Below are 26,469 nucleotides of genomic sequence, written 5' to 3'. Positions count from 1 at the left end.
ACCGACCACCTCAGTAGGAGAACAGACTTATGCCCCCCAAGGGTCGTCAGGCTGCCGGCGCGAAGAAGATCCGCCGCAAGGAAAAGAAGAACGTCGCTCACGGCCACGCGCACATCAAGAGCACGTTCAACAACACCATCGTTTCGATCACCGACCCGTCGGGCAACGTGATCTCCTGGGCCTCTGCCGGCCACGTCGGCTTCAAGGGCTCGCGCAAGTCCACCCCGTTCGCCGCGCAGATGGCCGCCGAGGCCGCTGCCCGTCGCGCGCAGGAGCACGGCATGCGCAAGGTTGACGTCTTCGTCAAGGGTCCGGGCTCCGGCCGCGAGACCGCGATCCGCTCGCTCCAGGCCACCGGCCTGGAGGTCGGCTCGATCCAGGACGTCACCCCCACCCCGCACAACGGCTGCCGTCCGCCGAAGCGCCGCCGCGTCTGACGCAGCGCCTTCGGGCACGCGGGTAACGCTTTAAACCTCGTACGGGCTCCCGTTTCCCTCGGGAGCCCGTACGCTTGGCGTGAGGCCACCGCCTCAAGGCCATTCGTTCGGCGTCAAATAGTGGGCGCCGGAGACTGGAGGATCGCAACATGCTCATCGCTCAGCGCCCGTCGCTGACCGAAGAGGTCGTCGACGAATTCCGCTCGCGGTTCGTGATCGAGCCGCTGGAGCCGGGCTTCGGCTACACCCTCGGCAACTCGCTCCGCCGTACGCTCCTCTCCTCGATCCCCGGCGCTGCTGTCACCAGCATCCGGATCGACGGTGTCCTGCACGAGTTCACCACCGTGCCGGGTGTCAAGGAGGACGTCACCGACCTCATCCTGAACATCAAGCAGCTGGTCGTCTCCTCGGAGCACGACGAGCCGGTCGTGATGTACCTGCGCAAGCAGGGCCCGGGTGTCGTCACCGCCGCCGACATCGCGCCGCCGGCCGGTGTCGAGGTGCACAACCCCGAGCTGGTCCTCGCCACCCTGAACGGCAAGGGCAAGCTGGAGATGGAGCTGACCGTCGAGCGCGGTCGCGGCTACGTCTCCGCCGTCCAGAACAAGGCCTCCGGCCAGGAGATCGGCCGTATCCCGGTCGACTCGATCTACAGCCCCGTGCTGAAGGTCACCTACAAGGTCGAGGCCACCCGTGTCGAGCAGCGGACCGACTTCGACAAGCTGATCGTCGACGTCGAGACCAAGCCCGCCATGCGTCCGCGCGACGCCATGGCCTCGGCCGGCAAGACCCTGGTGGAGCTGTTCGGCCTCGCCCGCGAGCTGAACATCGACGCCGAGGGCATCGACATGGGCCCGTCCCCGACGGACGCCGCCCTGGCCGCCGACCTGGCGCTGCCGATCGAGGAGCTGGAGCTCACCGTCCGCTCCTACAACTGCCTCAAGCGCGAGGGCATCCACACCGTGGGTGAGCTCGTCGCCCGCTCCGAGGCCGACCTGCTCGACATCCGCAACTTCGGTGCGAAGTCGATCGACGAGGTCAAGGCGAAGCTGGCCGGCATGGGCCTGGCCCTCAAGGACAGCCCGCCCGGGTTCGACCCGACCGCTGCCGCCGACGCCTTCGGCGCCGACGACCTGGACGACCAGGGCTACGCGGAGACCGAGCAGTACTAAGAGTTTGTCGTGGGGGCGGCTCCCCGTGAGCCGTCCCCGCTTCATGCAAGTCGTACGGGCACAGTGCCCGTACGCCCGCTGCGGTACCTGGTACGGCCGCAGTCGGAGATTCAAGGAGAAATTCCATGCCGCGTCCCACCAAGGGTGCCCGCCTCGGCGGTGGCCCGCACCACGAGCCGCTGCTGCTCGCCGGTCTGGCCCGTGAGCTGTTCCAGTACGGCCGCATCACCACCACCGAGGCCAAGGCCCGTCGCCTGCGCCCGCTGGCGGAGAAGCTGATCACCAAGGCCAAGAAGGGTGACCTGCACAACCGTCGTCTGGTCCGCAAGACCATCACCGACGTCGCCGTGCTGCACACCCTCTTCACCGAGATCGCGCCGCGCTACGAGAACCGCCCGGGTGGTTACACCCGTATCACCAAGATCGGTCCCCGTCGTGGCGACAACGCCCCGATGGCCGTGATCGAGCTGGTCGAGGCGCTGACCGTCGCGCAGACCGCCGTCGGCGAGGCCGAGGCCGCCACCAAGCGTGCCGTCAAGGAGGCCGACGAGGCGAAGGCCACCGAGGCTGCCGAGACCACCGAGGCTGCCGAGGGCGAGAACGCCTGACACCTTTGGGTGTAGTGACGGGCCCGCTCTCCCAGGAATGGGGGAGCGGGCCCGTTCCTTTTCTGATCTGGAGAGAGCAGCAGTGCTGAAGGATTGCGAGCAGCCGGCGCCGCAGCAGGACGGTCCGGCCGACGGGTACGTACGGATCAGGCTCGATCTGGCGTACCAGGGCGCGGAGTTCTCCGGCTGGGCACGGCAGCGGGGGCGCCGGACCGTGCAGGAGGAGATCGAGAGCGCGCTGCAGGTCGTCACCCGCAGTCGCGAGCCGTACCCGCTGACGGTGGCCGGGCGGACCGACGCCGGGGTGCACGCGCGCGGCCAGGTGGCGCATGTCGACCTGCCGGTGGAGCTGTGGGCCGAGCACGGGGAGAAACTGCTCCGCAGGCTGGCCGGGCGGCTGCCCGCCGACATCCGGATCTACCGGGTGGGCGAGGCGCCGCACGGCTTCGACGCCCGCTTCGCCGCGATCTGGCGCCGGTACGCGTACCGGGTGGCCGACCACCCGGGCGGAGTGGACCCGCTGCTGCGCGGCCATGTGCTCTGGCACGACCGGCCGCTGGACATCGAGAAGATGAACGAGGCGGCGCGGCTGCTGCTCGGCGAGCACGACTTCGCGGCGTACTGCAAGAAGCGTGAGGGCGCGACCACCATCCGCACCCTGCTGGAACTGCGCTGGGACCGGGTGCCGGTGGACACCTACGCGGCCCAGGAGGGCACGCTGGCGGTGGCCACGGTCCGGGCGGACGCGTTCTGCCACAACATGGTGCGGTCGCTGGTCGGGGCGATGCTTCTGGTCGGGGACGGGCACCGGCCGCTGGAGTTCCCCGGTGAGGTGCTGGCCGGCCGGGTGCGCAACAGCGCGGTCAACGTGGTCCGGCCGTACGGGCTGACGCTCGAGGAGGTCGGCTATCCCGCCGACGACCAGCTCGCCGAGCGCAACCGGGCGGCCCGCCGGATGCGGACCCTCCCGGGGGAGCCGGTCTCCCACGGGCAGGGCTGAGCCGGCCGGGGGCGCGGGAAGCCGCGCCCCCTTCGCGCTGCTCCGTCAGCCGGTCGGCGAGGAGCTCGGGGCGGGGGAACCGCCCGCGGGGGCGGTGACGCCGGCGGCGGCCATGGCGGCCTTGCCGCGGGCCGCCAGGACGTCGCCCCCGTACTTGGCCAGGTCGCGGGCGGCCACCGGGACGAGCTTGTCCGCGGCGGTCGCGGACTTGCCGTCCGCCCGTCCGGCCAGCGTGCTGATGTAGTAGCGGCCGAAGGAGGTGCGGCTGCTGCGGCAGGCGGCGTCGCCCTGGCAGAACTTCGGGGCGCTGCCCCCGTCCACCAGAGCGTTGATCGTCATCGAGGCGGCGGCCTTGGCCGTCTTGTCCGCGCTCACACTGCTCGGGAAGTCCGCGATGGCCAGCGTCACGGCGGTCGAGCCGTTGACGTAGGTGGCGCGGAAGACGTTCAGGCAGCCGAAGGTCTTGGCGATCGCGGCCAGGTCGGAGTCGAAGCCGGCCGAGCAGTCCTTGGTCGCGGTGACACCGCTGGCGGCCAGGGTGTACTGGCGGTTGCCCTCGGTGATCTGGTTCTCGGCGAACAGGGTCTGCGGGGTCAGCGGCGCGGTGTCGGTCCTGGCCTGGTTCAGGAAGCCCTCGGGCGTGGTCGGCGGGGGGCCCGGCGTGCCGTCGCCGCCGTCGTCGGCGGCCGACGGACTGGCGCTCGCGGACGGGGCGGCGACCGTCTTGTCGTCCTTCTTGCCGCCGGAGAGCAGCAGTGTGGTGGCCACGATCCCGACCACCGCGGCGAGGGCCAGCACACCGCCGCTGATCATCAGCAGCCGCTTGCGGCGACGGGTGGCCGCCTCGTTCTGGTCGGCCAGCTCCGCCCAGTCCGGCTCGCCCGGGTGCGCGAGCGGCGGGTAGCCGTAACCGCTCTGCGGCGGGTAGCCGTAGCCGCCGCCCTGGGGCGGGTAGCCGTAGCTGGGCTGGCCGGAGGGGAAGCCCTGGCCGGGTGCCGGCGGGGGGAAGCCACCGGGCTGGCCGGGAGGTATCGGCTGCTGTCCCGCCGGCGGCTGCGGCTGGACATGGGCGGGGAACGGAGAGGCGGGAGGCGCCGTCTGCGGAGGCACCGCAGGGTTCTGCGGCTGCTGCGCGCCCGACTGCTGCCCGCCCGGTCCTGGTGTGGTTCCCGCCCCATCGTTCATAAGCGCGAATTTTAGGGCATGGCACCGTCCCCGCCCGGCAGGCGCAACCGGATCGGTACCGAAATCCGTTTGGGCCGAGGAGGGGCGGCGTAGCAAAATCCGACCTATGGGACACGTCGAGATTTCGCACCTGGAGTACTACCTGCCGGACGGGCGGGTGCTGTTCGACGACGCGTCCTTCCGGGTGGGCGAGGGGGCCAACGTGGCCCTGGTCGGCGCGAACGGCGCAGGCAAGACCACCCTGCTGCGCATGATCGCCGGGGACATCCAGCCGCACGGCGGCTCGGTCACGGTCAGCGGCGGCCTCGGTGTGATGCGCCAGTTCGTCGGTACCACCGGCCGCGAGGACCAGCGTGCGACGCCCGGCGCACTCCCTCCGGACGCCTCCGTACGCGATCTGCTGGTCTCCATCGCGCCCGAGCGGATCGCCACCGCCGCCCGTGCCGTGGACGCCGCGGAGCTGGCGATGATGGCCCAGGACGACGAGAAGACCCAGATGGCGTACGCCCAGGCGCTCTCCGACTGGGCGGACGTCGGCGGCTACGACTACGAGACCGACTGGGACGTCTGCACCATGGCGGCTCTCGGCATGCCGTTCGACAAGGCCCAGTGGCGCGGGCTGAACACCCTCTCGGGCGGTGAGCAGAAGCGGCTGGTCCTGGAGGCGCTGCTGCGCGGCCCCGAGGAGGTGCTGCTGCTGGACGAGCCGGACAACTACCTGGACGTGCCGGGCAAGCGCTGGCTGGAGGAGGCGCTCAAGGCCACCCCCAAGACCGTCCTGTTCATCTCGCACGACCGCGAGCTGCTCTCGCGCAGCGCCGACAAGATCGTCAGCGTCGAGACCGGTGCGGCGGGCAGCAGCGTCTGGGTGCACGGTTCCGGCTTCGACTCCTTCCACGAGGCCCGCAAGGAGCGCTTCGAGCGGATCGAGGAGCTCGGCCGGCGCTGGGACGAGGAGCACGCCAAGCTGAAGAAGCTGGTGGTCACCCTGCGCCAGGCGGCCGCGGTCAGCCACGACATGGCCTCCCGGTACGCCGCCGCGCAGACCAGGCTGAAGAAGTTCGAGGAGGCGGGCCGCCCGGAGGCGCCGCCGCGCGAGCAGAAGATCAGCATGCGGCTCAAGGGCGGCCGGACCGGCGTACGCGCGGTCACCCTGGAGAAGCTCGAACTCACCGGCCTCATGCAGCCGTTCGACCTCGAGGTCTACTACGGCGAGCGGGTCGCGGTGCTGGGCTCCAACGGCTCCGGCAAGTCGCACTTCCTGCGGATGCTGGCGGGCGACGAGTCGGTGGCGCACACCGGCTCCTGGAAGCTCGGCGCCCGGGTGGTCCCCGGCCACTTCCGGCAGACCCACGCCCACCCGGAGCTGTTCGGCCGTACCGTCCGCTCGATCATCGAGGAGGAGCACGCCCTCGACCGCAAGGCGGCGATGAGCGCGCTGCGCCGCTACGAGCTGGACCGCCAGGAGGAGCAGAAGTTCGAGTCGCTCTCCGGTGGCCAGCAGGCCAGGCTGATGATCCTCAAGCTGGAGCTGTCCGGTGTGACCGCCCTGCTGCTGGACGAGCCCACCGACAACCTCGACCTGGAGAGCGCCGAGGCGCTGCAGGAGGGCCTGGAGGCCTTCGACGGCACGGTGCTCTGCGTCACCCACGACCGCTGGTTCGCCCGCACCTTCGACCGCTTCCTGGTCTTCGGCTCGGACGGCAGGGTCTACGAGGCGCCGGAGCCGGTCTGGGACGAGACCCGGGTGGTACGGGAGCGCTGATTTTGGCCCACGGGCGGATGAACGGTATTGTGGGTGCTTGTTGTGCGTATTGGCTCGCTCCATCTCACGTGAGAGGTCGGTACGCCGGAGACAACCAGGCCGTCGATCAGCGGCTCCCCTTGATTGCGTCCAAGCGGGACCAGGCTGATCTCTTCGTCCGGGTGCTCCTGTCAGGACCCACTCACTGAAAAGCGAAGGCTACGACCGTGCGTACGTACAGCCCCAAGCCCGGCGACGTCCAGCGTCAGTGGCACGTCATCGACGCGACCGACGTCGTGCTCGGCCGCCTGGCTTCCCAGGCCGCCAACCTCCTCCGGGGCAAGCACAAGGCGATCTACGCGCCGCACGTTGACACTGGTGACTTCGTCATCATCATCAACGCGGACAAGGTGCACCTGTCGGGTAACAAGAAGACCCAGAAGCTGGCCTACCGCCACAGCGGTTTCCCGGGCGGTCTCCGCTCGGTCCGCTACGACGACCTTCTGGACAAGAACCCGGAGAAGGCCGTCGAGAAGGCCATCAAGGGCATGATCCCCAAGAACAGCCTGGGCCGCCAGATGCTCTCGAAGCTGAAGGTCTACTCGGGCTCGACGCACCCGCACGCTGCCCAGCAGCCGGTGCCGTTCGAGATCACCCAGGTCGCGCAGTAATTCCGGCCACCCAACCCCATCACTGAATAACAGGAGCTGAGGAACACCGTGGCCGAGACTGCCATCGAGAACACCCTCGAGGTCGACTTCGACGAGAACGTCGAAGAGTACACCTCGGAGACCGAGTACACCTCTGAGTCGCTGGCCGGCCGCTTCGGCGAGGCCAACCCGGGCGCCGGCCTCGGCCGCCGCAAGGAGGCGATCGCCCGCGTGCGCATCGTCCCGGGCACCGGCCAGTGGAAGATCAACGGTCGCACCCTGGAGAACTACTTCCCCAACAAGGTGCACCAGCAGACCGTCAACGAGCCCTTCAAGCTGCTTGAGCTGGACGGCCGTTACGACGTCATCGCCCGCATCTCGGGTGGCGGCGTCTCCGGTCAGGCCTACGCGCTGCGCCTCGGCGTCGCCCGTGCCCTGAACGAGGCCGACGTGGACAACAACCGCGGCGCCCTCAAGAAGGCCGGCTTCCTGACCCGTGACGCCCGCGCCGTCGAGCGCAAGAAGGCCGGTCTGAAGAAGGCCCGCAAGGCGCCGCAGTACAGCAAGCGCTAAGCACCTCCGCCGGGGGGCGTACCATCTGCGATGGTTCGCACCCTTGGGTGCAGTCGTACGCCCCGGAGCACCCCGTGTGCTCCGGGGCGTCGTGCTTTTCTCCCCATTCACGCCGGTGCGGAGGCGGGGGAGCCGCGAGAAATTGGCCAGTAACTTTGGCGACGGAGGACCAGGAACGTGGGACGACTCTTCGGTACGGATGGTGTGCGCGGTGTGGCCAACGAGGGCCTGACCGCCGAACTGGCGCTCGGCCTCTCGGTGGCCGCGGCGCACGTACTCGGTGATGCCGGGGCTTTCGAGGGGCATCGCCCGATCGCGGTGGTGGGCCGCGACCCGCGAGCGTCCGGTGAGTTCCTGGAGGCCGCGGTGATCGCCGGTCTGGCCAGCGCGGGTGTCGACGTGCTGCGGGTCGGCGTGCTGCCGACGCCCGCCGTGGCGTACCTGACCGGCGCGCTCGGCGCCGACTTCGGCGTGATGCTCTCCGCCAGCCACAACGCCATGCCCGACAACGGCATCAAGTTCCTCGCCCGTGGCGGCCACAAGCTGGACGACGCCATCGAGGACGCCATCGAGGCGCACTACGCCCGCTACGGCGTCGGCGACGAGAACTGGCAGCGCCCCACCGGGGAGGCCGTCGGCCGGGTCCGCTCGTACAACGAGGGCTTCGACCGCTACGTCGCCCACCTGATCGGTGTGCTGCCCAACCGTCTGGACGGGATCCGGGTCGTCATCGACGGAGCCCACGGTGCGGCCGCCCGGGTCGCCCCCGAGGCCTTCGCCCGCGCGGGCGCCGAGGTCGTCCACACCCTGGGGACGGAGCCGACCGGCCTCAACATCAACGACGGCGTCGGCTCCACCCACCTGGACAAGCTGCGCGCCGCGATGAAGGAGTACCAGGCCGACCTCGGTATCGCCCTGGACGGCGACGCCGACCGCTGCCTGGCCGCCGACCCCGAGGGCAACGAGGTGGACGGCGACCAGATCATCGCCATCCTCGCGCTGGCCATGAAGGAGGCCGGCACGCTGCGCCGCAACACCGCCGTCGCCACCGTGATGTCCAACCTGGGGTTCAAGCAGGCGATGCGGCGCGAGGGCATCGAGGTGGTCGAGACCTCGGTCGGCGACCGGTACGTGCTGGAGGCGATGAAGGCCGAGGGCTACGCGCTGGGCGGCGAGCAGTCCGGCCACGTCATCCTGCTGGACCACGCCACCACCGGCGACGGCACCCTGACCGGCCTGATGCTGGGCGCCCGCCTGGCCGCCACCAGGAAGCCGCTGGCCGAGCTGGCCGCCGTGATGACCCGGCTGCCGCAGGTCCTGATCAACGTCAAGGGCGTGGACCGCACCCGGGTGAACGCCTCGGAGGAGCTCACCCAGGCGGTCAAGGAGGCGGAGACCGAGCTGGGCGACACCGGCCGGGTGCTGCTGCGCCCCTCGGGCACCGAGCCGCTGGTCCGGGTGATGGTCGAGGCGGCCGACCCGGAGCAGGCCAAGGCGGTCGCCGAGCGGCTGGCCGAGGCCGTCCGCACCCACCTGGGCTGAACCGGCGTCAGGTAGGACCGACGAGGCGTCAACAGCCCCCTGCCCGCCGGGCAGGGGGCTGCCGGTCCAGGGGTCAGAGCTTGCGCAGCAGTGCGCGGCGGACCTTGTGGTCCGGGCCCTTCTGCAGGATCAGGGTGGCCCGGCCGCGGGTGGGCAGGACGTTCTCCAGCAGGTTGGGGCGGTTGATGGTGCGCCAGACCTGGCGGCCGTACTCCATCGCCTCCTCCTCGGGCACCTCGGTGAAGCGCTGGAAGTAGGAGTTGGGGTCCTGGAAGGCGGTGTCGCGCAGCTTCTTGAAGCGGTCCAGGTACCAGCTCTCGATGTCGTCGGTGCGGGCGTCCACGTAGATCGAGAAGTCGAAGTAGTCGGCCACCGCCAGGCGGGTGCGGCCGTCCGTGCCCGGCAGGGCGGGCTGGAGCACGTTCAGGCCCTCGACGATCAGGATGTCCGGGCGCTCCACGGTCAGCCGCTGGTCCGGCACGATGTCGTACACCAGGTGTGAGTACACCGGCGCGGAGACCCGCTCCTTGCCCGCCTTCACATCCGCCACGAAGCGCATCAGCGCCCGGCGGTCGTAGGACTCGGGGAAGCCCTTGCGGGCCATCAGGCCGCGGCGGCGCAGCTCGGCGTTGGGCAGCAGGAAGCCGTCGGTGGTGACCAGCTCGACCCGGGGGTGTTCGGGCCAGCGGGCGAGCAGGGCCTGCAGCAGGCGGGCGGTGGTGGACTTGCCGACCGCGACCGAGCCGGCCACTCCGATCACGAACGGGGTGCGGGTGCGCTCGGTGTCCGGGGTGTCAAGGAAGGTGCCCAGGGCGCCGCGCAGTTCGTGGGTGGCGTGGATGTAGAGGTTGAGCAGCCGGGAGAGCGGCAGGTAGACGTCCCTGACCTCGTCCAGGTCGAGCGCCGTGCCCAGGCCCCGGAGTCTCTCGACCTCGTCGGCGGTCAGCGGCAGAGGCGTGCGCTCGCGCAGGGCGCTCCACTCGGCCCGGTCCAGATCCACGTACGGGGAAGGGGTCGGCGTGGAGGCGCCCCGGGTACAGAGTTCGGTCAGCACATGCTCCATTGTGAGCCGTCGTCGACCACCTGGGCGGTGTGGTGTCGGTCACGGGCTGTGGCCGGTTGGCTGGAACGAGGCGGGTCCTCGCACGCTTATGCTGGCTCACATGTGCGGAATTGTTGGATATGTGGGCTCTCAGACGGCCCTCGACGTAGTGATCGCAGGACTGCAGCGGCTGGAGTACCGCGGGTACGACTCCGCCGGTGTGGCCGTGCAGACCCGAGGCGCCGACGGGCAGTGGAGCCTCGCCACCGACAAGCGGGCCGGCAAGCTGGCCAACCTGGAGAAGTCCCTCGCCGAGACGCCGCTGCCCGCCGGCACCACCGGAATCGGCCACACCCGCTGGGCCACCCACGGCGGTCCGACCGACGCGAACGCCCACCCCCACCTGGACGACGACCGCAAGGTCGCCGTCGTCCACAACGGCATCATCGAGAACTTCGCCCAGCTGCGGGCCGAGATCTCCGAGCGCGGCCACACCCTGCGCTCGGAGACCGACACCGAGGTGGTCGCCCACCTGCTGGCCGAGGCCTACGACGGTGACCTGGCCGAGGCCATGCGGGCGGTCTGCCGCCAGCTGGACGGCGCGTTCACCCTGGTCGCGGTGCACGCGGACGCCCCGGACGTGGTGGTCGGCGCCCGCCGCAACTCCCCGCTGGTGGTCGGCCGCGGCGAGGGCGAGAACTTCCTCGCCTCCGACGTCGCCGCCTTCATCGCGCACACCCGCGAGGCCATCGAGCTGGGCCAGGACCAGGTCGTCGAGCTGCGCCGCGAGGGCGTGACGGTCACCAACTTCGACGGCACCCCGGCCGAGGTCCGCGAGTACCACGTCGACTGGGACGCCTCCGCCGCCGAGAAGGGCGGCTACGACTACTTCATGCTCAAGGAGATCGCCGAGCAGCCGAAGGCGGTCGCCGACACCCTGCTCGGCCGGATCGGCACCGACGGCCGGCTGACCCTGGACGAGCTGCGCATCTCCGACTCGGTGCTGCGCGAGATCGACAAGGTCGTGATCGTCGCCTGCGGTACCGCGTACCACGCGGGCATGATCGCCAAGTACGCGATCGAGCACTGGACCCGCATCCCCTGCGAGGTCGAGGTCGCCTCGGAGTTCCGCTACCGCGACCCGATCATGGACGACCGCACCCTCGTGGTCGCCATCTCGCAGTCCGGCGAGACCATGGACACCCTGATGGCGCTGCGGCACGCGCGCGAGCAGGGCGCCAAGGTGCTGGCGATCTGCAACACCAACGGCTCGACCATCCCGCGCGAGTCGGACGCGGTGCTGTACACCCACGCCGGCCCGGAGGTCGCGGTCGCGTCCACCAAGGCGTTCCTGACCCAGCTGGTGGCCTGCTACCTGGTCGCGCTGTACCTCGGCCAGGTGCGCGGCACCAAGTGGGGCGACGAGATCTTCGACATCATCCGCGAGCTCGGCGACGCGCCGAAGCAGGTGGAGCAGGTGCTGGAGACCATGGAGCCGGTGCGCGAGCTGGCCCGCTCGCTGGCCGACGCCCGCTCGGTGCTGTTCCTCGGCCGCCACGTCGGCTTCCCGGTGGCCCTGGAGGGCGCGCTCAAGCTCAAGGAGCTGGCGTACATGCACGCCGAGGGCTTCGCGGCGGGCGAGCTCAAGCACGGTCCGATCGCGCTGATCGAGGAGGGTCTGCCGGTCGTCGTGGTCGTGCCGTCGCCGCGCGGCCGCTCGATCCTGCACGACAAGATCGTCTCCAACATCCAGGAGATCCGGGCCCGTGGCGCCCGCACGATCGTGATCGCGGAGGAGGGCGACGAGGCCGTCGTCCCGTACGCCGACCACCTGATCCGCATCCCGGCCACCCCGACCCTGCTGCAGCCGCTGGTGTCGACCGTTCCGCTCCAGGTCTTCGCCTGCGAGCTGGCGACCGCCAAGGGCCACGAGGTGGACCAGCCGCGCAACCTGGCGAAGTCGGTGACGGTGGAGTAGCCACCGGCGAACGAGCCGACCGACGACGCGGTCGGCCACCGCGCACGTGGGCCCGTCCCTCCCGGAACCCCGGGAGGGACGGGCCCCGCGCGTCTCAGAGCGCGACCACGTTGACGGCCGCCGGGCCCTTGGCACCGGCCTCGATCTCGAACTCCACGTACTGCCCCTCGGCAAGGGTCTTGAAGCCGTTGCCCTGAATGGCGCTGAAGTGGACGAACACGTCCTTGCTGCCGTCAGCGGGGGAGATGAAGCCGAAGCCCTTGGCCTCGTTGAACCACTTGACCTGACCGTTGATCTTCGCCATCGATGATTTCCTCTGCGTGGTACGGATGTGACCGCAATCCTTTCCAGGGATCCGCGTTCCATGTGGGACATCGCGCAAGGAGTCCAAAAGGTGATCATCGGGGTCGGGATCGACGTCGCGGGGATCGAGCGCTTCGAGGCCTCCCTGGCGCGGACACCGGGCATGGCCGAACGGCTGTTCACCGCGGCCGAACTGCTGCTGCCGTCCGGGCAGCGGCGCGGGGCGGCCTCGCTGGCCGCGCGGTTCGCCGCCAAGGAGGCACTGGCCAAGGCGCTCGGCGCACCGCCGGGACTGCGCTGGACCGACGCCGAGGTGCACACCGAGGGTTCCGGCCGGCCGGTGCTGAGGGTGACCGGTACGGTCGCGGCCCGGGCGGCGGAACTGGGCGTGACGTCGTGGCACGTATCGCTCAGCCACGACGCGGGCGTAGCGTCGGCAGTAGTGATCGCCGAAGGCTGAGCCGGGGAGGGCACCGTGCGCCACGCACACACGGTCGAGCAAGTACGCGCGGCGGAGGCCGAGCTGATGGCCCGGCTGCCCGAAGGCACCCTGATGCAGCGGGCCGCGGCCGGACTCGCCGCCACCTGCGCCCGACTGCTCGGCCGGGTGTACGGCAGCCGGGTCCTCGTCCTCGCGGGCAGCGGGGACAACGGCGGCGACGCCCTGTACGCGGGCGCCCGGCTGGCCCGGCGCGGCGCGGCGGTCAGCGCGATCCTGCTCGCGCCCGAGAAGGCGCACCGGGGCGCTCTCGCCGCGCTGCTGGCCGCGGGCGGCCGGGTGACGTCCGATCAGCGCGCCTTCGAACGGGCGGACCTGGTCCTCGACGGCATCGTCGGTATCGGCGGCCGTGGCGGACTGCGGCCCGAGGCGCAGCCGTTCGCCCGGGCCGAGCGGCGCGGTGTGGTGGTCGCCGTGGACGTACCGAGCGGGGTCGACCCGGACAGCGGCGAGGTGCCCGGCGTCGCGCTGCGGGCGGATGTGACGGTGTGCTTCGGCACCTACAAGCCCGGGCTGCTGATCGATCCCGGCGCCTCGTACGCGGGTGTGCTCCAGCTGGTGGACATCGGGCTGACGGCGCCCAGCCCGGCGGTGACGGTCCTTCAGCACCCGGATCTGGCCGCGCTGCTCCCGGTGCCGTCGGTGGAGAGCGACAAGTACCGGCGGGGCGTGGTCGGGGTCGCCGCGGGGTCGGCGCGGTACCCCGGCGCGGCGCTGCTCGCGGTGGCGGGCGCGCTGCGGGGCGGGGCGGGAGCCGTCCGGTACGTGGGCACGGCCGCCGAGGAGGTGGTCCGGCGCTTTCCCGAGACGTTGGTCACCGAGGGATCCCCGGCCGGGGCCGGGCGGGTGCAGGCCTGGGTGGTCGGGCCGGGCTCCGGGGACGGGGCCGCCCGCGCCCTGCAGGAGGCCCTGGCGAGCGAGGTCCCGGTGCTGGTCGACGCCGACGGCCTCACCGAACTCGCCCGCCTGGGACCCGCCGCGCTGGCCGGGCGGACCGCACCCACCGTGCTCACCCCGCACACCGGCGAGGCCGCCCGCCTCCTGGCGGGAGCGGAGCGCGGGGCCGCAGCAGCCGAGGACGCCGTAGCGGGGCGGGGGGCACGGGCCGCGGCCTCGCCGCCCGCGGCCGGGGAACTGGCCGCGGCCCGGCTGGCCACCGCGCGGCGACTGGCCGAGGCGTACGGGGCGACCGTGCTGCTGAAGGGCTCCACGACGGTGATCGCCACGCCCGAGGGCGACGTACGGGTGAACCCGACCGGCACCTCGTGGCTGGCCACGGCGGGCAGCGGCGACGTCCTCTCCGGCCTGGCGGGTTCGCTCCTCGCCGCCGGCCTGGGCCCGCTCGACGCCGCCTCGGCCGCCGCCTATCTGCACGGCCTGGCCGGCCGTGAGGCCGCCGCGGGCGGCGCCCCGGCCACCGCCCTGGACGTCGCCGCGGCTCTCCCGGCCGCCTGGCGGACCGTACGGGCGGCCGACCGGCCCGAGTGACGGGGCGGCGCCCCCGATCGGCGCGACCGCGACCGCGACCGCGACCGGCGGGCCGGCCCCGGACGATGCGGCCGGGGCGGCCGTCGCCGTGGGTTTTCCGCACGGCTTCCCCCGGTGCCCCGGGGGTTCACCCGGACGGTCCGGAACGGGAACCGCCGGGCGGTCCGGAAGCGTCTTCAGGAGTCCTGCCGCCGCGTCGATCCAGGGGTTCGCCGGTGGCGCCGTGCGGGTCTGGGAGACTGTTACGCGATGACAACTGCGAACACGACCGATCCGGCCCTGCTCACGCACGGGGTCCGGGCCGAGGCGACCATCGATCTCGCCGCCCTGCGCGGGAACCTGACCGCGTTGCGGGAGCGCGCCGGCGGCCCCGCACTGATGGCGGTGGTCAAGGCGGACGCCTATGGCCACGGCGCGGTGCAGTGTGCCCGCGAGGCGGTCGCGGCGGGCGTGAACTGGCTGGGCGCGGCCACGCCGGAGGAGGCGCTGGCGCTGCGCGCGGCCGGGATCGGCCCGGACCAGGCGCGCGTGCTGTGCTGGCTGTGGACGCCGGGCGGCCCCTGGCGGCAGGCGCTCCGCGCCGAGCTGGACGTCTCGGTGAGCGGTCAGTGGGCCATGGACGAGCTGCTGGCGGCGGTCCGGGAGACCGGCATCAGCGCCAGGGTGCACCTGAAGGCCGACACCGGCCTGGGCCGCAACGGCTGCCAGCCGCACGACTGGCCGGAGCTGGTCGCCCGGGCGCTGCGCGCCGAGGCCGAGGGCCAGATCAAGGTGGCCGGCATCTGGTCGCACTTCGCGGCCGCGGACGAGCCGGGCCACCCGTCCATCCAGGCGCAGCTGGACAGCTTCGCCGCCGCGTTGGCGTACGCCGAGGGCAGCGGGCTGCGCCCGGAGGTACGGCACATCGCCAACTCCCCGGCGACGCTGCTGCTCCCGCAGTCGCACTACGACCTGGTCCGCACCGGGCTCGCGATGTACGGGGTCTCGCCGGTTCCCGAGGTCGGCTCGCCCGCCGACTTCGGGCTGCGTCCGGTGATGGCGCTGTCCGCGCGGCTGGCGCTGGTGAAGTCGGTTCCGGGCGGCCACGGTGTCAGCTACGGGCACCACTACACCACCCCCGGTGACACCACCCTGGGCCTGATCCCGCTCGGATACGCCGACGGGATCCCGCGCCATGCGAGCAGCGCCGGACCGGTGCTGGTGGGCGGCAAGTGGCGGACCGTCGCCGGCCGGGTCGCCATGGACCAGTTCGTGGTGGACCTGGGCGGCGACACGCCCGAGATCGGCGAGGAGGTGCTGCTGTTCGGCGCCGGCGATCGCGGCGAGCCCACCGCCGAGGACTGGGCGCTGGCCAGCGGCACCATCGCGTACGAGATCGTCACCCGGATCGGCGCCCGGGTGCCCCGCCGCTACGTGGGCGCCTCATGGGGTCCACGGCCGTGACCGAGCCGACCGGCGGCAGCCCGGTGGCCGCGGTGGCGAAGGCCGCCAAGGCCGCCGAGTCGGCGTCGGCCGGGGTGAGCCGGGCCGGGCTGATCGGCATCTCGCTCGGTGTGGTCGCGGCCGGTGCGGCCGCCGGGGTGGCGATAGAACGGCTGACGGTCGGCCGGACCATGCGCCGCCGGGCGCGCCAGGAACTGGACGCCGCCGCGCCGTACGGCTCGCTGCGCGGTCGCCCGCGTACCGTGGCCGCCCCGGACGGCACCCGGCTGTACGTGGAGCTGGACGGCACCGGCTGGCCGGAGACGGTCCAGGTGCACCCGGAGGAGGACCGGACCGGTCGCGGCTGGTTCACCCGCGGGCGCGGCGAGAGCCGGGCCGACCGGACCGGGCTGCCCGGTGTGCTCGGGGACCCGGGCTCGCTGGCGGGGGAGGCGGGCCGCAGCAGCTTCGGGGCCACCCATGAGCCGCGGCCCCCGCTGACCGTGATCTTCTGCCACGGCTACTGCCTCGCCCAGGACAGCTGGCACTTCCAGCGCGCCGCGCTGCGCGAGGGCATGCGGCTGGTCTTCTGGGACCAGCGCAGCCACGGCCGCTCCGAGCGCTCCCGGTCCTACCTGGCCGGGGAGCAGGCCTCGATCGACCAGCTGGGCGGCGACCTGAAGGCCGTCATCGACGAGGTCGCGCCCGAGGGCCCGATCGTCCTGGTCGGCCACTCGATGGGCGGCATGACCGTGATGGCCCTCGCCGACCAGTACCCCGAACTGTTCCGTGAGCGGGTGGCCGCGGTCGCCCTGATCAGCACCCTGGCCGGTGACTGGGACTCCGTCACGCTCGGCCTGCCGGTGGCCGGCGCCAAGCTGCTGCGCCGGCTGGCCCCCGGGGTGGTGCGCCTCCTCGGCCGCCAGGTCGAACTGGTCGAGGCCACCCGCCGCCTCGGCGCGGACCTGACCAGCGTGCTGTACCGCAGGTTCTCCTTCGGGACCAAGGACGTGGATCCGGCCGTGGTCCGGTTCTCCGAGCAGCTGCTGGACGCCACCCCGATCGACGTGGTCGCCGAGTTCTACCCGGCCTTCAGCACCCACGAGAAGACCGCCGCGCTCGTCAACCTGCGCTCCATCCCCACCCTGGTCCTGGCCGGCACCAAGGACCTGCTCACCCCACCCGAGCACAGCGAGGCCATCGCCCGTGAGCTGCCCGACGCGGAGCTGGTGCTGGTCCAGGACGCCGGCCACCTGGTGATGCTGGAACGCCCCGGGCTGCTGGACCAGCGGCTCGCCGCGCTGCTCGGGCAGGCCGTCGAACACGTCGGCGCGGCGGCGCTGCCGCAGGCCGTGCACGACCTCGCGCGGGCGGACGGCAGCCCCGAAGCATGACCACGGCCCAAGGCGGCCGGACCCGACCCGGTCCGGCCGGACCTGACCTGCTTGACGCACGACCGATCCCCCGGAAGGAAACCGTGACCCCGATGGGTTCGCAGACCGCCATCACCGTCGCCTCGCCCGAGCGGATGAACCGGCTCGGCCGGGAACTCGCCGCCCTGCTCAGAGCGGGTGACCTGGTGCTGCTCTCCGGCGAGCTGGGCGCCGGGAAGACCACCCTGACCCGGGGCCTCGGCGAAGGCCTCGGGGTACGGGGGGCGGTCACCTCGCCGACCTTCGTGATCGCCCGGGTGCACCCCTCGCTGACCGGCGGCCCCGCGCTGGTGCACGTGGACGCCTACCGGCTGGGCGGCGGCCTGGACGAGATGGAGGACCTCGACCTGGACGTCTCGCTGCCCGAGTCGGTGGTCGTGGTCGAGTGGGGCGAGGGCAAGGTCGAGCAGCTGACCGAGGACCGGCTCGAAGTCCGGATCGAGCGGGCGATCGGCGGCACGGCCGCGGCCGACGACGACACCGACCCGCGCCAGGTGACGCTCACCGGGATCGGCGGGCGCTGGGCCGGGGTCGACCTCTCGGCGCTGGCGGCGGTCTGACGGTGCCGGCGGAGCGGTGAACGGCCGGGGGCCGGCCGGCCCGATCCGCCACGGTCCGCCACCGGATCGGGTGAAGCCCGTCGCACCTACGGGGGAGGTTTCCGACAAGCTGTCGGGAAGATGTTGCGGCCGGGTGGTCCGACGTGGTGGGATGGTCTCGCGGTTAGGTCTGCCTAACTAGGGAGGCGCCATGCCGAGCACCACCCCCGCCGCCAAGCCCGCCCCGCACCCGAGGGGCGAGACGCCCCGACCCGCCGAGGAAGAGCGGGCCGCCGGGATGCGTAGCCTGCTGGCCGCCTGCGCGGCCGCCGCCGCCGTGTCCACCCCACCGAAGCCGGACGCCGAGCCACCCGCGACGGCGCCCCGGGCCGCCTGACCCGTCGTCCTCGTCCGGGGCCGTGCGCTCCCGGGCGGTCGCGCCCGGCTCTCCGGAGTCCGCTGCGGAGTCGGCCCTGCTCGCTTTCGTGCCGTCGGCCGCGACCGGACCCGCGACCGGACCCGCGACCGGGCCCGCGACCGGACTCCTACGGGACTCCTACGGGACGACGACCACCCTGGTGCCGGTCGGGGCGAAGTCCCAGAGGGTCTGGCCGTCGGCGCGGGTGGAGCGGATGCCGCCGGTCTTGGGCCTGGTCGGGTCGGCCTCGGAGGGGGTCGGGGCCGGGGAGGCGCTCGGGGTGTCGACGGCGGCGCTGAAGCCGAAGACCGTCCCGTTCTGCTGGGCGAACCGTACGACGTGTTCGATGCGGAGCCCGTCGGTGCCGGTGGTCGTCACCGTACGGCTGTAGACGGTGTAGTTCCCGGCGGTCGGGTCGGCGGTGCCCGGGGTGACCCTGAAGGCGGCCTGCACCGGCGGTGTCTTCTTCGGGTCCACCAGCCAGACCGTGCGGCTGCCGAGCGAGTAGACGACCCGCAGGCCGGTACCGGAGGCGGCGGGCAGCTGGGGCGGGGCCTGACTGGCGCCGGGGGACGGCGAGGCCGTCGAGCCGGTCGCGGTGCCGGCACCGGCCGAGGGCTTCGCCGCGAGGGCCCGGGTCTGAGCGCCGTCGGCCTGGAAGGCCAGCAGACCGACCACCGCCAGGGCACCGACGGTCAGGCCGGTGACCACCACTCCAGGACGCGTGCTCGCCACGTGTGCTCCGATCGCCGCCTCGTGCTGTCCGGGCCCATCGTGCCAGGTCCGCCGGGCCGGGCAGGCCCGATCCGGACGTGTGTTCCGAACCGGTACGAAAAGTCGACCCCGGCGACCCTCTAACCTTGACTCCGTGCTGCTGCTCGCGTTCGACACCGCAACCCCCGCCGTCACCGCCGCCGTCCACGACGGTACGGCCGTCCTCGCCGAGACCTTCCAGGTCGATGCCAGAAGGCACGGTGAGCTGCTGCTCCCCGCCGTGGACGAGGTACTGGGCGCCGCAGGCGTCGACAAGCACCAGCTGACCGCCATCGCGGTCGGCGTCGGCCCGGGCCCCTACACCGGCCTGCGGGTCGGCCTGGTCACCGCCGCCGCGCTCGGCCATGCGCTCGGCCTGCCGGTGTACGGCGTCTGCACCCTGGACGCCATCGCCCACCAGGCCCGCGCCGAGGGGCTGACCGGGCCGTTCACGGTCGCCACGGACGCGCGGCGCAAGGAGGTCTACTGGGCCTCGTACGACGCCTCCGGCACCCGTGTGCAGGGCCCGGCCGTGGACCGTCCCGCCGAGCTGACCCCCGAGGCCCGCTCGGTCGGTGCCGGCGCGCTGCTCTACCCCGAGACCTTCCCCGGTGCGCAGGGGCCCGAGCACGTCTCGGCCGGTGCGCTCGCCGACTTCGCGGTCACCGAGCTGGCCGCCGGGCGCGAACTGCTGCCCAACGTGCCGCTCTACCTGCGTCGCCCGGACGCCCAGGTGCCCGCGGGCTACAAGGCGGTGCTCCCGGCGTGACGACTGTGCGCACCGAGCGCGCGGCACCGCGCCGCGATGCGGTGACCCTCCGGCCGATGCGCTGGTGGGACATCGAGCCGGTGATGGAGCTGGAGCTCCGGCTCTTTCCCGAGGACGCCTGGTCGCACGGCATGTACTGGTCCGAGCTGGCCGAGGCGCACCCCGGCGGCAGCCGCCACTACACCGTCGCCACCACCCCGGACGGCACCGTCGTCGGCTACGCGGGGCTGATGGCGGTGGCCGGCGAGGGCGATGTGCAGACCATCGCGGTCGCGCCGGACCGCCAGGGCGCGGGCCTCGGGGCCGCGCTGCTGGCCGACCTGGTCACCGAGGCCGCCCGGCGCGGCTGCGCCGAACTGCTGCTGGAGGTGCGGGTGGACAACCCGCGCGCCCAGCACCTCTACGAGCGCTTCGGCTTCGAGCCGGTCGGCGTCCGGCGCGGCTACTACCAGCCGGCCAACGTGGACGCGCTGGTCATGCGGCTCGACCACCCGCAGGAGGGCGCCCCGCAGCGGGACGTCCCGCAGTACGACGTGAAGCAGTACGACGTGAAGGAACCCGATCATGGCTGACGAACCGCTCGTCCTCGGTATCGAGACCTCCTGCGACGAGACCGGCGTCGGCATCGTCCGGGGTACCACCCTGCTGGCCGACGCGGTCGCCTCCAGCGTCAACGACCACGCCCGGTACGGCGGTGTGGTCCCCGAGATCGCCAGCCGCGCGCACCTGGAGGCGATGGTCCCGACCATCCAGCGCGCCCTGGACACCGCCGGGATCAAGGCGTCCGACCTGGACGGCATCGCCGTCACCGCCGGGCCCGGCCTGGCCGGCGCGCTGCTGGTCGGGGTGAGCGCGGCGAAGGCGTACGCCTGGGCGCTGGACAAGCCGCTGTACGGGGTCAACCACCTCGCCTCGCACATCTGCGTGGACCAGCTGGAGCACGGCCGGCTGCCGGAGCCCACGATGGCGCTGCTGGTCTCCGGCGGGCACTCCTCGCTGCTGCTCAGCGAGGACATCACCACCGACGTCCGCCCGCTCGGCGCGACCATCGACGACGCGGCGGGCGAGGCCTTCGACAAGGTCGCCCGGGTGCTGGGCCTGGGCTTCCCCGGCGGTCCCGTGGTGGACCGCAGGGCACGCGAGGGAGACCCGGCGGCGATCGCCTTCCCGCGCGGCCTGAGCGGGGCCAAGGACCCCGAGTACGACTTCTCCTTCTCCGGCCTGAAGACCGCCGTCGCCCGCTGGGTGGAGGCCAGGCGCCGGGCCGGGGAGGAGGTGCCGGTCGCCGACGTCGCCGCGTCCTTCCAGGAGGCCGTCACCGACGTGCTCACCCGCAAGGCCGTCAAGGCGTGCAAGGCCAACGGTGTCGATCACCTGATGATCGGCGGTGGTGTGGCGGCCAACTCGCGGCTGCGCGAGATGGCCCAGCAGCGCTGCGACAAGGCGGGCATCGTGCTGCGGGTGCCGCGTCCGGGCCTGTGCACCGACAACGGGGCGATGGTCGCCGCGCTCGGTGCCGAGATGGTCTGGCGCAACCGGGCGCCGTCCGCCTTCGACCTCTCGGCGGACTCCTCGCTGCCGGTCACCGAGGTCTCGGTGCCGCACAAGGACCTGCACTCCGCCGCGCACGAGGCGCTGAAGGCATGACCCTCGCACAGATGTGGGAGGCCCGGGCGGCCGAGGGCCGGGGCGGCGAGCTGCACCGCTGGGTGCACGACGCCGCCCTGCCCGCGCTGCGCGGCTCGGCCGGGCTGGCCCGTGCCGAGGTGTTCACCGCCGCCGGGGACCGGGTGCTGCTGATCACCTGGTGGACGGCGCAGCCGGTGCCGGTCCCCGATCCGCCGGCCGAGCTGCTGGCCCGTCCGGCCCACCGCTGGAGTTTCACCAGCAACCACGTGGAATAGCGTGGCGTCCCGTCAAGTGTTCGAAGGACGACGACGGGAAGCGCGGCGCGGTGAAGAACTACAGCAGGTACGTGGCCGGGGCGGCGGTGCTCATATCGGCGCTGACCGCTTGCAGTAGCGGTGGCGGGGACAGCACGAGCGCGGCACCCCAGGCCTCGGCGGCCCACTCGGCGCAGGGCTCCGCCGCACCGCAGGCGTCCGCCTCCCCGGCGGCGACCCAGGCCGATGCCGCGGCCTGGGAGAAGTGGAAGCTGAAGCCGCTGCCCGCGGCGCCCGCCGCCCCGGCCGACAAGCCGATCAAGCTGACGGCGAAGGGCCAGGTCCCGGTCTTCAGCACGGTCCCCACCAAGGACAAGATCGTTTTCGTCACCATCGACGACGGTGCGGAGAAGGACCCCAAGTTCGTCGAGATGATGACCGACCTCAAGGTCCCGATCACGATGTTCCTGACCAAGGACATCATCAAGAACGACTACGGCTACTTCAAGCCGCTGCAGGCCCTCGGCAACCACATCCAGAACCACACCGTGGACCACCCGCAGATGAGCAGGATCTCGCCGGCCAAGCAGAAGTCCGAGGTCTGCGAGGACCAGGCGACGCTCACCGAGCAGTACGGCAAGGCCCCGCTGCTCTTCCGCCCGCCGTTCGGTGACGGCGCGCACTCCGCCGCGCTGAACACCGCCGTGCAGGAGTGCGGGCCGCGCGCGGTGGTGCTGTGGCAGGAGTCGATGCAGGTCCACGACATGCAGTACCAGACCGGCGACAAGAAGCTGAAGCCCGGTGACATCATCCTGGCCCACTTCCGCGGCCCCTCCGAGCTGCACGGCGAGACCATGACCGAGATGTTCGGCGAACTGCTCAGCCGGATCCAGGAGCAGGGCTTCGCCGTCGCCCGCCTGGAGGACTACATCCAGGCACCCGCCGGCTGACCCCTCCCCGGGCGGACCGCTCCCCGGGCGGACCCCTCCCCGGGCGGACCGCAGGCCGGGCGCCTGAGTCCGGCCGGGCGCCCGCCGGCCGGACTCAGGCGCCCACCGGCCGGGCCGCCGTCACGGGCTGGGCCAGCATCATCAGCGGGCCGTGGTCGGTGCGGCTGAGGATCACCGTCAGCTCGTTCGGGCCGCTGGGCTTGAGCTGGCGGCGCAGCTCCTCCGGGGTGATGCCGATCCCGCGCTTCTTGATCACCACGGTGCCGACCCCGCGCTCGCGCAGCAGGGCCTTCAGCTTCTTCACGTTGAACGGCATGACGTCGCTGATCTCGTACGCGTGCGCGTACGGGGTCGGCACCAGCCGGTCCGAGGTCAGATAGGCGATCATCGGGTCGATCAGCCGCCCGCCCACCTGCTCGGCCACCTCGGAGACCAGATGGGCCCGGATCACCGCGCCGTCCGGCTCGTACAGATAGCGGCCCACCTCACCCGCCTGCGGATCGGGCCGCCGCCCGCCGGTCAGGGTGTGGTCGCCGGGCAGCAGGGTGGCCCGGTGCGGCTGTGCGGCCCGGGTGCCGAACCAGAGCGCGGCCTCCTTCACCTCGCCGTGGTCGGAGACCCACTCGGCCTCGGCGTCCTCCGGCACCAGCTCGTGCGGGATGCCGGGGGCGACCTTGAGCGCCCCGAACGGAGTACGGCGGGCGGCCTCGATCGCCCAGGAGAGCGGCGGCGAGTACGCCTGGGGATCGAACACCCTGCCGCGCGCGGTGCGGCGGGCCGGGTCGGTGAAGACCGCGTCGTACCCGGTCACGTCCACCTCGGTGACATCGGCGCAGCGCACCTCGATCAGCCCGGCCAGGCCCAGCGCGGCGGCGTTCGCCTCGGCGACCGCGCAGGTCAGCGGATCGCGGTCGACCGCGAGCACCGCGACTCCCGTCCTGGCCAGCGCGATCGCGTCGCCGCCGATCCCGCAGCACAGGTCGGCCAGCCGGCGCACCCCCAGCTCGGCGAAGCGCCGCGCGCGCCACTCGGCCACGCTGCGACGGGTGGCCTGCTCGACCCCGTTGGGGGTGAAGTACAGCAGGTCCGCCAGATCGCCGAACTTCGCCCTGGCCCGCTGCCGCAGCTGCGCCTGGGCCAGCGCGGCCGACACCAGCTCGGCGGGGTGCTCGCGGCGCAGCCGGGTGGCCACCGCCAGTTCCTCGCCGGGCTTGAAGTCGCGCAGTGCGGCCAGCAGCGTCTGGCCCTCGTCGGTCAGCAGGGCCCGGAACGATTCGATCTCCACGGGGTCATTCTCCCCGCTCCGGGCGGCTCGCCTCAGTCGCAGTCGTTGCTGCCGCTGTAGCAGGGGTGGTAGTCCGAGGGCAGCGGCCGGGGCTTGTAGTCCCCGTCGTGCCGGTGCTGGTACGCGTAGCCGGCGCTGCCGCCCAGCAGCAGGGCGGCGAGCAGCAGCCCGTGCAGCACCGGGGTGATCCGCAGCCGGCCGCGTGCCGACAGCACGGTGATCAGCAGCAGTGCGAGGACGAAGACCCAGAACAGCACCACCGGTGTCCAGTCGTACGGCGGTGCGGCCGGGTGCGGTGGCCGGTCGTTCGCCGGGGCCAAGGCCGCGGCGTCCGCCCCGGCCCAGGCGCGCAGCCCCAGGTACAGGGCGGTGCAGGCGCCGCCCACGCCGACGAGGACGGCGAGTGCGACGGCGAGGGCCGCGTCGGCGAGCAGACCGGGCCGGTCCGATGAGCGATCGGTAGCCATGGGGGGAGTCTGTCCGAGTGAGGGGCGGTCGTACATGAGTACGGCTACTCAGAACGCATCGGCGGGTTTCGCGGAACACCGAGGCGCGCCGTTGGCACTCTGGTTGACTGAGTGCTAACGGCCCCCTATGGTCGTTCCTGGCACTCCCCACCGGGAGAGTGCTAATGCGATGGAGCGTGCCTGACCCCCGCGACGGCAGGCCCGCAGGCATCGCCACCTACCTGTAGAACTACCCCGTAATCTCCGAAGGGGAGCTCGGACGTGACCACCGTCAGCAGCAAGGTTGCCATCAAGCCGCTTGAGGACCGCATCGTGGTCCAGCCGCTCGAGGCCGAGACCACCACGGCCTCCGGCCTGGTTATCCCGGACACCGCCAAGGAGAAGCCCCAGGAGGGCGTCGTCCTGGCCATCGGCCCGGGCCGCTTCGAGGACGGCAAGCGCGTCGAGCTCGACGTGAAGGTCGGCGACGTCGTCCTGTACTCGAAGTACGGCGGCACCGAGGTCAAGTACAACAACGAGGAGTACCTCGTTCTCTCGGCCCGCGACGTCCTGGCGATCGTCGAGAAGTAAGTCGTACCGACCCGCCCCGGATCCGTGTCAGCCCTGACAGGGGTCCGGGGCGTGGTTGTTGGCTCACGTACGCAGAAATCCTGAGGAAACGGAACCATGGCGAAGATCCTGCAGTTCGACGAGGACGCCCGCCGCTCGCTGGAGCGCGGTGTCAACAAGCTGGCCGACACCGTCAAGGTGACCATCGGCCCCAAGGGCCGCAACGTCGTCATCGACAAGAAGTTCGGCGCCCCGACCATCACCAACGACGGTGTGACCATCGCCCGCGAGGTCGAGCTGGACGACCCGTACGAGAACCTCGGCGCGCAGCTGGTCAAGGAGGTCGCCACCAAGACCAACGACGTCGCGGGTGACGGCACCACCACCGCCACCGTGCTGGCCCAGGCCCTGGTCAACGAGGGTCTGCGCAACGTCGCCGCCGGTGCCGGCCCGGCCGCCCTGAAGAAGGGCATCGACAAGGCCGTCGCCGCCGTTTCCGAGCACCTGCTCTCCATCGCCCGCGAGATCGAGGGCAAGGACGACGTCGCCGCCGTCGCCTCGCTGTCCGCGCAGGACACCCAGGTCGGCGAGCTGATCGCCGAGGCGATCGACAAGGTCGGCAAGGACGGTGTCATCACCGTCGAGGAGTCGAACACCTTCGGCGTGGAGCTGGACTTCACCGAGGGCATGCAGTTCGACAAGGGCTACCTCTCGCCGTACTTCGTCACCGACGCCGAGCGTCAGGAGGCGATCCTGGAGGACCCGTACATCCTGATCAACCAGGGCAAGATCTCCTCCATCCAGGAGCTGCTGCCGCTGCTGGAGAAGATCCTGCAGGGCGGCTCCAAGCCGCTGCTGATCATCGCCGAGGACGTGGACGGCGAGGCGCTCTCCACCCTCGTGGTGAACAAGATCCGCGGCACCTTCAACGCCGTCGCCGTCAAGGCCCCGGGCTTCGGTGACCGCCGCAAGGCCATCCTCGGCGACCTGGCCGCCCTGACCGGTGCCACCGTCATCTCCGAGGAGGTCGGCCTCAAGCTCGACCAGGCCGGTCTGGAGGTGCTGGGCAGCGCCCGCCGCGTGACCATCACCAAGGACGACACCACCATCGTCGACGGTGCCGGTGACACCGAGGCCGTCGCGGGCCGCGTCGCCCAGATCAAGGGCGAGATCGCCGTCACCGACTCCGACTGGGACCGCGAGAAGCTGCAGGAGCGACTGGCCAAGCTGGCCGGCGGCGTCTGCGTCATCAAGGTCGGCGCCGCCACCGAGGTGGAGCTCAAGGAGCGCAAGCACCGCCTGGAGGACGCCATCTCGGCGACCCGTGCCGCGGTCGAGGAGGGCATCGTCGCCGGTGGCGGCGCCTCCCTGGTCCACGCCGCCAAGGTGCTGGAGGACGGCCTGGGCCTGGCCGGCGACGAGGCGACCGGTGTCGCCGTCGTCCGCCGCGCGCTGGTCGAGCCGCAGCGCTGGATCGCCCAGAACGCCGGCCTGGAGGGCTACGTCATCGTCCACAAGGTCGCCGAGCTGGAGGCCGGCCACGGCTACAACGCGGCCACCGGCGAGTACGTCGACCTGGTCAAGGCCGGCGTCATCGACCCGGTCAAGGTCACCCGCTCCGCCCTGGAGAACGCCGCCTCCATCGCCTCCCTGCTGCTCACCACCGAGACCCTCGTGGTGGAGAAGAAGGTGGAGGAGGAGGCCGCCGCCGGCCACTCGCACGGCGGCCACGGCCACGCCCACTGACGCTCGCTTTCAGTGACCGGAGGTCCGGCCCGTA

28 protein-coding genes are annotated in these 26,469 nt (G+C 72.1%); 22 read left to right on the top strand and 6 right to left on the bottom strand.

What is annotated here, in order from left to right:
* The first annotated feature begins 29 nt into the window (after window positions 1-29).
* The 4 genes from rpsK (at window position 30) to truA (ending at window position 3,217) form a co-directional block, all read left to right on the top strand.
* The gene (gene rpsK / locus ACSMTC_RS15015) at window positions 30-437 is read left to right on the top strand and encodes a 30S ribosomal protein S11 (RefSeq protein ID WP_014136257.1); all 408 of its coding nucleotides are present in this window, start codon (window positions 30-32) and stop codon (window positions 435-437) included.
* A gap of 149 nt (window positions 438-586) precedes the next feature.
* Window positions 587-1,609 (top strand): DNA-directed RNA polymerase subunit alpha, encoded by a 1,023-nt coding sequence (locus ACSMTC_RS15010; protein WP_030263446.1) that lies wholly within the window; start codon window positions 587-589, stop codon window positions 1,607-1,609.
* Window positions 1,610-1,734: 125 nt separating this feature from the next.
* Complete coding sequence (rplQ, locus tag ACSMTC_RS15005; protein WP_436560199.1) at window positions 1,735-2,217, top strand: 50S ribosomal protein L17; 483 nt, start codon at window positions 1,735-1,737, stop codon at window positions 2,215-2,217.
* A gap of 85 nt (window positions 2,218-2,302) precedes the next feature.
* Complete coding sequence (truA, locus tag ACSMTC_RS15000) at window positions 2,303-3,217, top strand: tRNA pseudouridine(38-40) synthase TruA (protein WP_436564690.1); 915 nt, start codon at window positions 2,303-2,305, stop codon at window positions 3,215-3,217.
* Window positions 3,218-3,262: 45 nt separating this feature from the next.
* Here truA and ACSMTC_RS14995 read toward each other — a convergent pair whose 3' ends face one another.
* Window positions 3,263-4,402 (bottom strand): hypothetical protein, encoded by a 1,140-nt coding sequence (locus ACSMTC_RS14995; RefSeq protein ID WP_436560198.1) that lies wholly within the window; start codon window positions 4,400-4,402, stop codon window positions 3,263-3,265.
* Window positions 4,403-4,508: 106 nt separating this feature from the next.
* Between ACSMTC_RS14995 and ACSMTC_RS14990 the strand changes: the two genes are divergently transcribed.
* From ACSMTC_RS14990 to glmM, 4 genes are all read left to right on the top strand, one after another.
* Window positions 4,509-6,167 (top strand): ABC-F family ATP-binding cassette domain-containing protein, encoded by a 1,659-nt coding sequence (locus tag ACSMTC_RS14990; protein ID WP_436560197.1) that lies wholly within the window; start codon window positions 4,509-4,511, stop codon window positions 6,165-6,167.
* Between the two features lie 206 nt (window positions 6,168-6,373).
* Complete coding sequence (rplM, locus tag ACSMTC_RS14985) at window positions 6,374-6,817, top strand: 50S ribosomal protein L13 (protein ID WP_436560196.1); 444 nt, start codon at window positions 6,374-6,376, stop codon at window positions 6,815-6,817.
* A gap of 48 nt (window positions 6,818-6,865) precedes the next feature.
* Window positions 6,866-7,369 (top strand): 30S ribosomal protein S9, encoded by a 504-nt coding sequence (rpsI, locus tag ACSMTC_RS14980; protein ID WP_436560195.1) that lies wholly within the window; start codon window positions 6,866-6,868, stop codon window positions 7,367-7,369.
* Between the two features lie 177 nt (window positions 7,370-7,546).
* Window positions 7,547-8,911 carry a phosphoglucosamine mutase gene (gene glmM / locus ACSMTC_RS14975; protein WP_436560194.1) on the top strand — a complete coding sequence of 455 codons (1,365 nt, stop codon included), beginning with the start codon at window positions 7,547-7,549 and terminating at the stop codon, window positions 8,909-8,911.
* A 73-nt stretch (window positions 8,912-8,984) separates the two neighbouring features.
* Here the strand turns inward: glmM and coaA are convergent, their stop codons facing one another.
* Window positions 8,985-9,974, bottom strand: coding sequence for a type I pantothenate kinase (coaA, locus tag ACSMTC_RS14970; RefSeq protein ID WP_436560193.1), 990 nt, complete (start codon window positions 9,972-9,974; stop codon window positions 8,985-8,987).
* Window positions 9,975-10,074: 100 nt separating this feature from the next.
* On the opposite strand from coaA, the gene glmS reads away from it, so the two are divergent.
* Entirely contained in the window at window positions 10,075-11,931 is a 1,857-nt protein-coding gene (gene glmS / locus ACSMTC_RS14965) for a glutamine--fructose-6-phosphate transaminase (isomerizing) (RefSeq protein WP_436560192.1), read from the top strand.
* A 94-nt stretch (window positions 11,932-12,025) separates the two neighbouring features.
* Here glmS and cspE read toward each other — a convergent pair whose 3' ends face one another.
* Window positions 12,026-12,235, bottom strand: coding sequence for a transcription antiterminator/RNA stability regulator CspE (cspE, locus tag ACSMTC_RS14960; protein ID WP_436560191.1), 210 nt, complete (start codon window positions 12,233-12,235; stop codon window positions 12,026-12,028).
* Window positions 12,236-12,295: 60 nt separating this feature from the next.
* On the opposite strand from cspE, the gene ACSMTC_RS14955 reads away from it, so the two are divergent.
* The 6 genes from ACSMTC_RS14955 to ACSMTC_RS14930 all read left to right on the top strand — a co-directional run bounded on the left by ACSMTC_RS14955 (window position 12,296) and on the right by ACSMTC_RS14930 (window position 18,012).
* Window positions 12,296-12,694, top strand: coding sequence for a holo-ACP synthase (locus ACSMTC_RS14955; protein WP_436560190.1), 399 nt, complete (start codon window positions 12,296-12,298; stop codon window positions 12,692-12,694).
* Window positions 12,695-12,709: 15 nt separating this feature from the next.
* Window positions 12,710-14,221 carry an NAD(P)H-hydrate dehydratase gene (locus ACSMTC_RS14950; RefSeq protein WP_436560189.1) on the top strand — a complete coding sequence of 504 codons (1,512 nt, stop codon included), beginning with the start codon at window positions 12,710-12,712 and terminating at the stop codon, window positions 14,219-14,221.
* Window positions 14,222-14,470: 249 nt separating this feature from the next.
* The gene (gene alr, locus ACSMTC_RS14945; RefSeq protein ID WP_436560188.1) at window positions 14,471-15,664 is read left to right on the top strand and encodes an alanine racemase; all 1,194 of its coding nucleotides are present in this window, start codon (window positions 14,471-14,473) and stop codon (window positions 15,662-15,664) included.
* Window positions 15,661-17,037: an alpha/beta fold hydrolase gene (locus tag ACSMTC_RS14940; protein WP_436560187.1), complete on the top strand. Its 1,377-nt coding sequence runs from the start codon at window positions 15,661-15,663 to the stop codon at window positions 17,035-17,037. The genes alr and ACSMTC_RS14940 overlap by 4 nt, the downstream gene beginning before the upstream one ends.
* A 92-nt stretch (window positions 17,038-17,129) precedes the next feature.
* Complete coding sequence (tsaE, locus tag ACSMTC_RS14935; RefSeq protein ID WP_436560186.1) at window positions 17,130-17,636, top strand: tRNA (adenosine(37)-N6)-threonylcarbamoyltransferase complex ATPase subunit type 1 TsaE; 507 nt, start codon at window positions 17,130-17,132, stop codon at window positions 17,634-17,636.
* A 190-nt stretch (window positions 17,637-17,826) separates the two neighbouring features.
* Window positions 17,827-18,012, top strand: a complete 186-nt coding sequence (locus ACSMTC_RS14930) for a hypothetical protein (RefSeq protein ID WP_436560185.1) — start codon at window positions 17,827-17,829, stop codon at window positions 18,010-18,012.
* Window positions 18,013-18,171: 159 nt separating this feature from the next.
* Here ACSMTC_RS14930 and ACSMTC_RS14925 read toward each other — a convergent pair whose 3' ends face one another.
* Window positions 18,172-18,768: a L,D-transpeptidase gene (locus tag ACSMTC_RS14925; protein ID WP_436560184.1), complete on the bottom strand. Its 597-nt coding sequence runs from the start codon at window positions 18,766-18,768 to the stop codon at window positions 18,172-18,174.
* Window positions 18,769-18,901: 133 nt separating this feature from the next.
* Here ACSMTC_RS14925 and tsaB point away from each other — a divergent pair, with 133 nt between their 5' ends.
* From tsaB to ACSMTC_RS14900, 5 genes are read left to right on the top strand one after another with little or no spacing between them, the layout of a single operon-like run.
* Window positions 18,902-19,555, top strand: a complete 654-nt coding sequence (gene tsaB, locus ACSMTC_RS14920; protein ID WP_436560183.1) for a tRNA (adenosine(37)-N6)-threonylcarbamoyltransferase complex dimerization subunit type 1 TsaB — start codon at window positions 18,902-18,904, stop codon at window positions 19,553-19,555.
* Between the two features lie 56 nt (window positions 19,556-19,611).
* A complete protein-coding gene (rimI, locus tag ACSMTC_RS14915; RefSeq protein WP_436564689.1) occupies window positions 19,612-20,127 on the top strand; it encodes a ribosomal protein S18-alanine N-acetyltransferase in 516 nt (171 codons plus the stop codon).
* On the top strand, window positions 20,120-21,202 hold the full coding sequence (gene tsaD / locus ACSMTC_RS14910) for a tRNA (adenosine(37)-N6)-threonylcarbamoyltransferase complex transferase subunit TsaD (protein WP_436560182.1): 1,083 nt from the start codon (window positions 20,120-20,122) through the stop codon (window positions 21,200-21,202). Before rimI ends, tsaD begins: the two co-directional genes overlap by 8 nt.
* Window positions 21,199-21,459 carry a hypothetical protein gene (locus tag ACSMTC_RS14905; protein ID WP_436560181.1) on the top strand — a complete coding sequence of 87 codons (261 nt, stop codon included), beginning with the start codon at window positions 21,199-21,201 and terminating at the stop codon, window positions 21,457-21,459. Before tsaD ends, ACSMTC_RS14905 begins: the two co-directional genes overlap by 4 nt.
* A 50-nt stretch (window positions 21,460-21,509) precedes the next feature.
* Complete coding sequence (locus ACSMTC_RS14900) at window positions 21,510-22,388, top strand: polysaccharide deacetylase family protein (protein ID WP_436560180.1); 879 nt, start codon at window positions 21,510-21,512, stop codon at window positions 22,386-22,388.
* Window positions 22,389-22,482: 94 nt separating this feature from the next.
* Here ACSMTC_RS14900 and ACSMTC_RS14895 read toward each other — a convergent pair whose 3' ends face one another.
* Both ACSMTC_RS14895 and ACSMTC_RS14890 read right to left on the bottom strand, forming a co-directional pair.
* Window positions 22,483-23,673 carry a class I SAM-dependent methyltransferase gene (locus tag ACSMTC_RS14895; RefSeq protein ID WP_436560179.1) on the bottom strand — a complete coding sequence of 397 codons (1,191 nt, stop codon included), beginning with the start codon at window positions 23,671-23,673 and terminating at the stop codon, window positions 22,483-22,485.
* Between the two features lie 32 nt (window positions 23,674-23,705).
* Entirely contained in the window at window positions 23,706-24,140 is a 435-nt protein-coding gene (locus tag ACSMTC_RS14890) for a DUF6234 family protein (RefSeq protein ID WP_436560178.1), read from the bottom strand.
* 261 nt (window positions 24,141-24,401) lie between these two features.
* Here ACSMTC_RS14890 and groES point away from each other — a divergent pair, with 261 nt between their 5' ends.
* On the top strand, window positions 24,402-24,710 hold the full coding sequence (groES, locus tag ACSMTC_RS14885; RefSeq protein WP_436560177.1) for a co-chaperone GroES: 309 nt from the start codon (window positions 24,402-24,404) through the stop codon (window positions 24,708-24,710).
* A 96-nt stretch (window positions 24,711-24,806) separates the two neighbouring features.
* Window positions 24,807-26,435 (top strand): chaperonin GroEL, encoded by a 1,629-nt coding sequence (gene groL, locus ACSMTC_RS14880; protein WP_436560176.1) that lies wholly within the window; start codon window positions 24,807-24,809, stop codon window positions 26,433-26,435.
* The last annotated feature ends 34 nt before the right edge of the window (window positions 26,436-26,469 follow it).

The organism is Kitasatospora sp. HPM-01-4, assembly GCF_051374625.1.
In the GTDB taxonomy this organism is placed as follows: Bacteria; Actinomycetota; Actinomycetes; order Streptomycetales; family Streptomycetaceae; genus Kitasatospora.
The sequence above is the reverse complement of the archived record's forward strand: the minus strand, read 5'-3'. Positions and strand labels throughout refer to the sequence as shown.

Excerpts from the sequence above, each read along its gene's own strand:
- rpsK (WP_014136257.1), top strand. The coding sequence starts at position 30 with ATGCCCCCCAAGGGTCGTCAGGCTGCCGGCGCGAAGAAGATCCGCCGC.
- ACSMTC_RS15010 (WP_030263446.1), top strand. The coding sequence starts at position 587 with ATGCTCATCGCTCAGCGCCCGTCGCTGACCGAAGAGGTCGTCGACGAA.
- rplQ (WP_436560199.1), top strand. The coding sequence starts at position 1,735 with ATGCCGCGTCCCACCAAGGGTGCCCGCCTCGGCGGTGGCCCGCACCAC.
- ACSMTC_RS14995 (WP_436560198.1), bottom strand. The coding sequence starts at position 4,402 with ATGAACGATGGGGCGGGAACCACACCAGGACCGGGCGGGCAGCAGTCG.
- ACSMTC_RS14990 (WP_436560197.1), top strand. The coding sequence starts at position 4,509 with ATGGGACACGTCGAGATTTCGCACCTGGAGTACTACCTGCCGGACGGG.
- coaA (WP_436560193.1), bottom strand. The coding sequence starts at position 9,974 with ATGGAGCATGTGCTGACCGAACTCTGTACCCGGGGCGCCTCCACGCCG.
- glmS (WP_436560192.1), top strand. The coding sequence starts at position 10,075 with ATGTGCGGAATTGTTGGATATGTGGGCTCTCAGACGGCCCTCGACGTA.
- cspE (WP_436560191.1), bottom strand. The coding sequence starts at position 12,235 with ATGGCGAAGATCAACGGTCAGGTCAAGTGGTTCAACGAGGCCAAGGGC.
- ACSMTC_RS14955 (WP_436560190.1), top strand. The coding sequence starts at position 12,296 with ATGTGGGACATCGCGCAAGGAGTCCAAAAGGTGATCATCGGGGTCGGG.
- alr (WP_436560188.1), top strand. The coding sequence starts at position 14,471 with ATGACAACTGCGAACACGACCGATCCGGCCCTGCTCACGCACGGGGTC.
- tsaE (WP_436560186.1), top strand. The coding sequence starts at position 17,130 with ATGGGTTCGCAGACCGCCATCACCGTCGCCTCGCCCGAGCGGATGAAC.
- ACSMTC_RS14930 (WP_436560185.1), top strand. The coding sequence starts at position 17,827 with ATGCCGAGCACCACCCCCGCCGCCAAGCCCGCCCCGCACCCGAGGGGC.
- rimI (WP_436564689.1), top strand. The coding sequence starts at position 19,612 with ATGCGCTGGTGGGACATCGAGCCGGTGATGGAGCTGGAGCTCCGGCTC.
- tsaD (WP_436560182.1), top strand. The coding sequence starts at position 20,120 with ATGGCTGACGAACCGCTCGTCCTCGGTATCGAGACCTCCTGCGACGAG.
- ACSMTC_RS14905 (WP_436560181.1), top strand. The coding sequence starts at position 21,199 with ATGACCCTCGCACAGATGTGGGAGGCCCGGGCGGCCGAGGGCCGGGGC.
- ACSMTC_RS14890 (WP_436560178.1), bottom strand. The coding sequence starts at position 24,140 with ATGGCTACCGATCGCTCATCGGACCGGCCCGGTCTGCTCGCCGACGCG.
- groL (WP_436560176.1), top strand. The coding sequence starts at position 24,807 with ATGGCGAAGATCCTGCAGTTCGACGAGGACGCCCGCCGCTCGCTGGAG.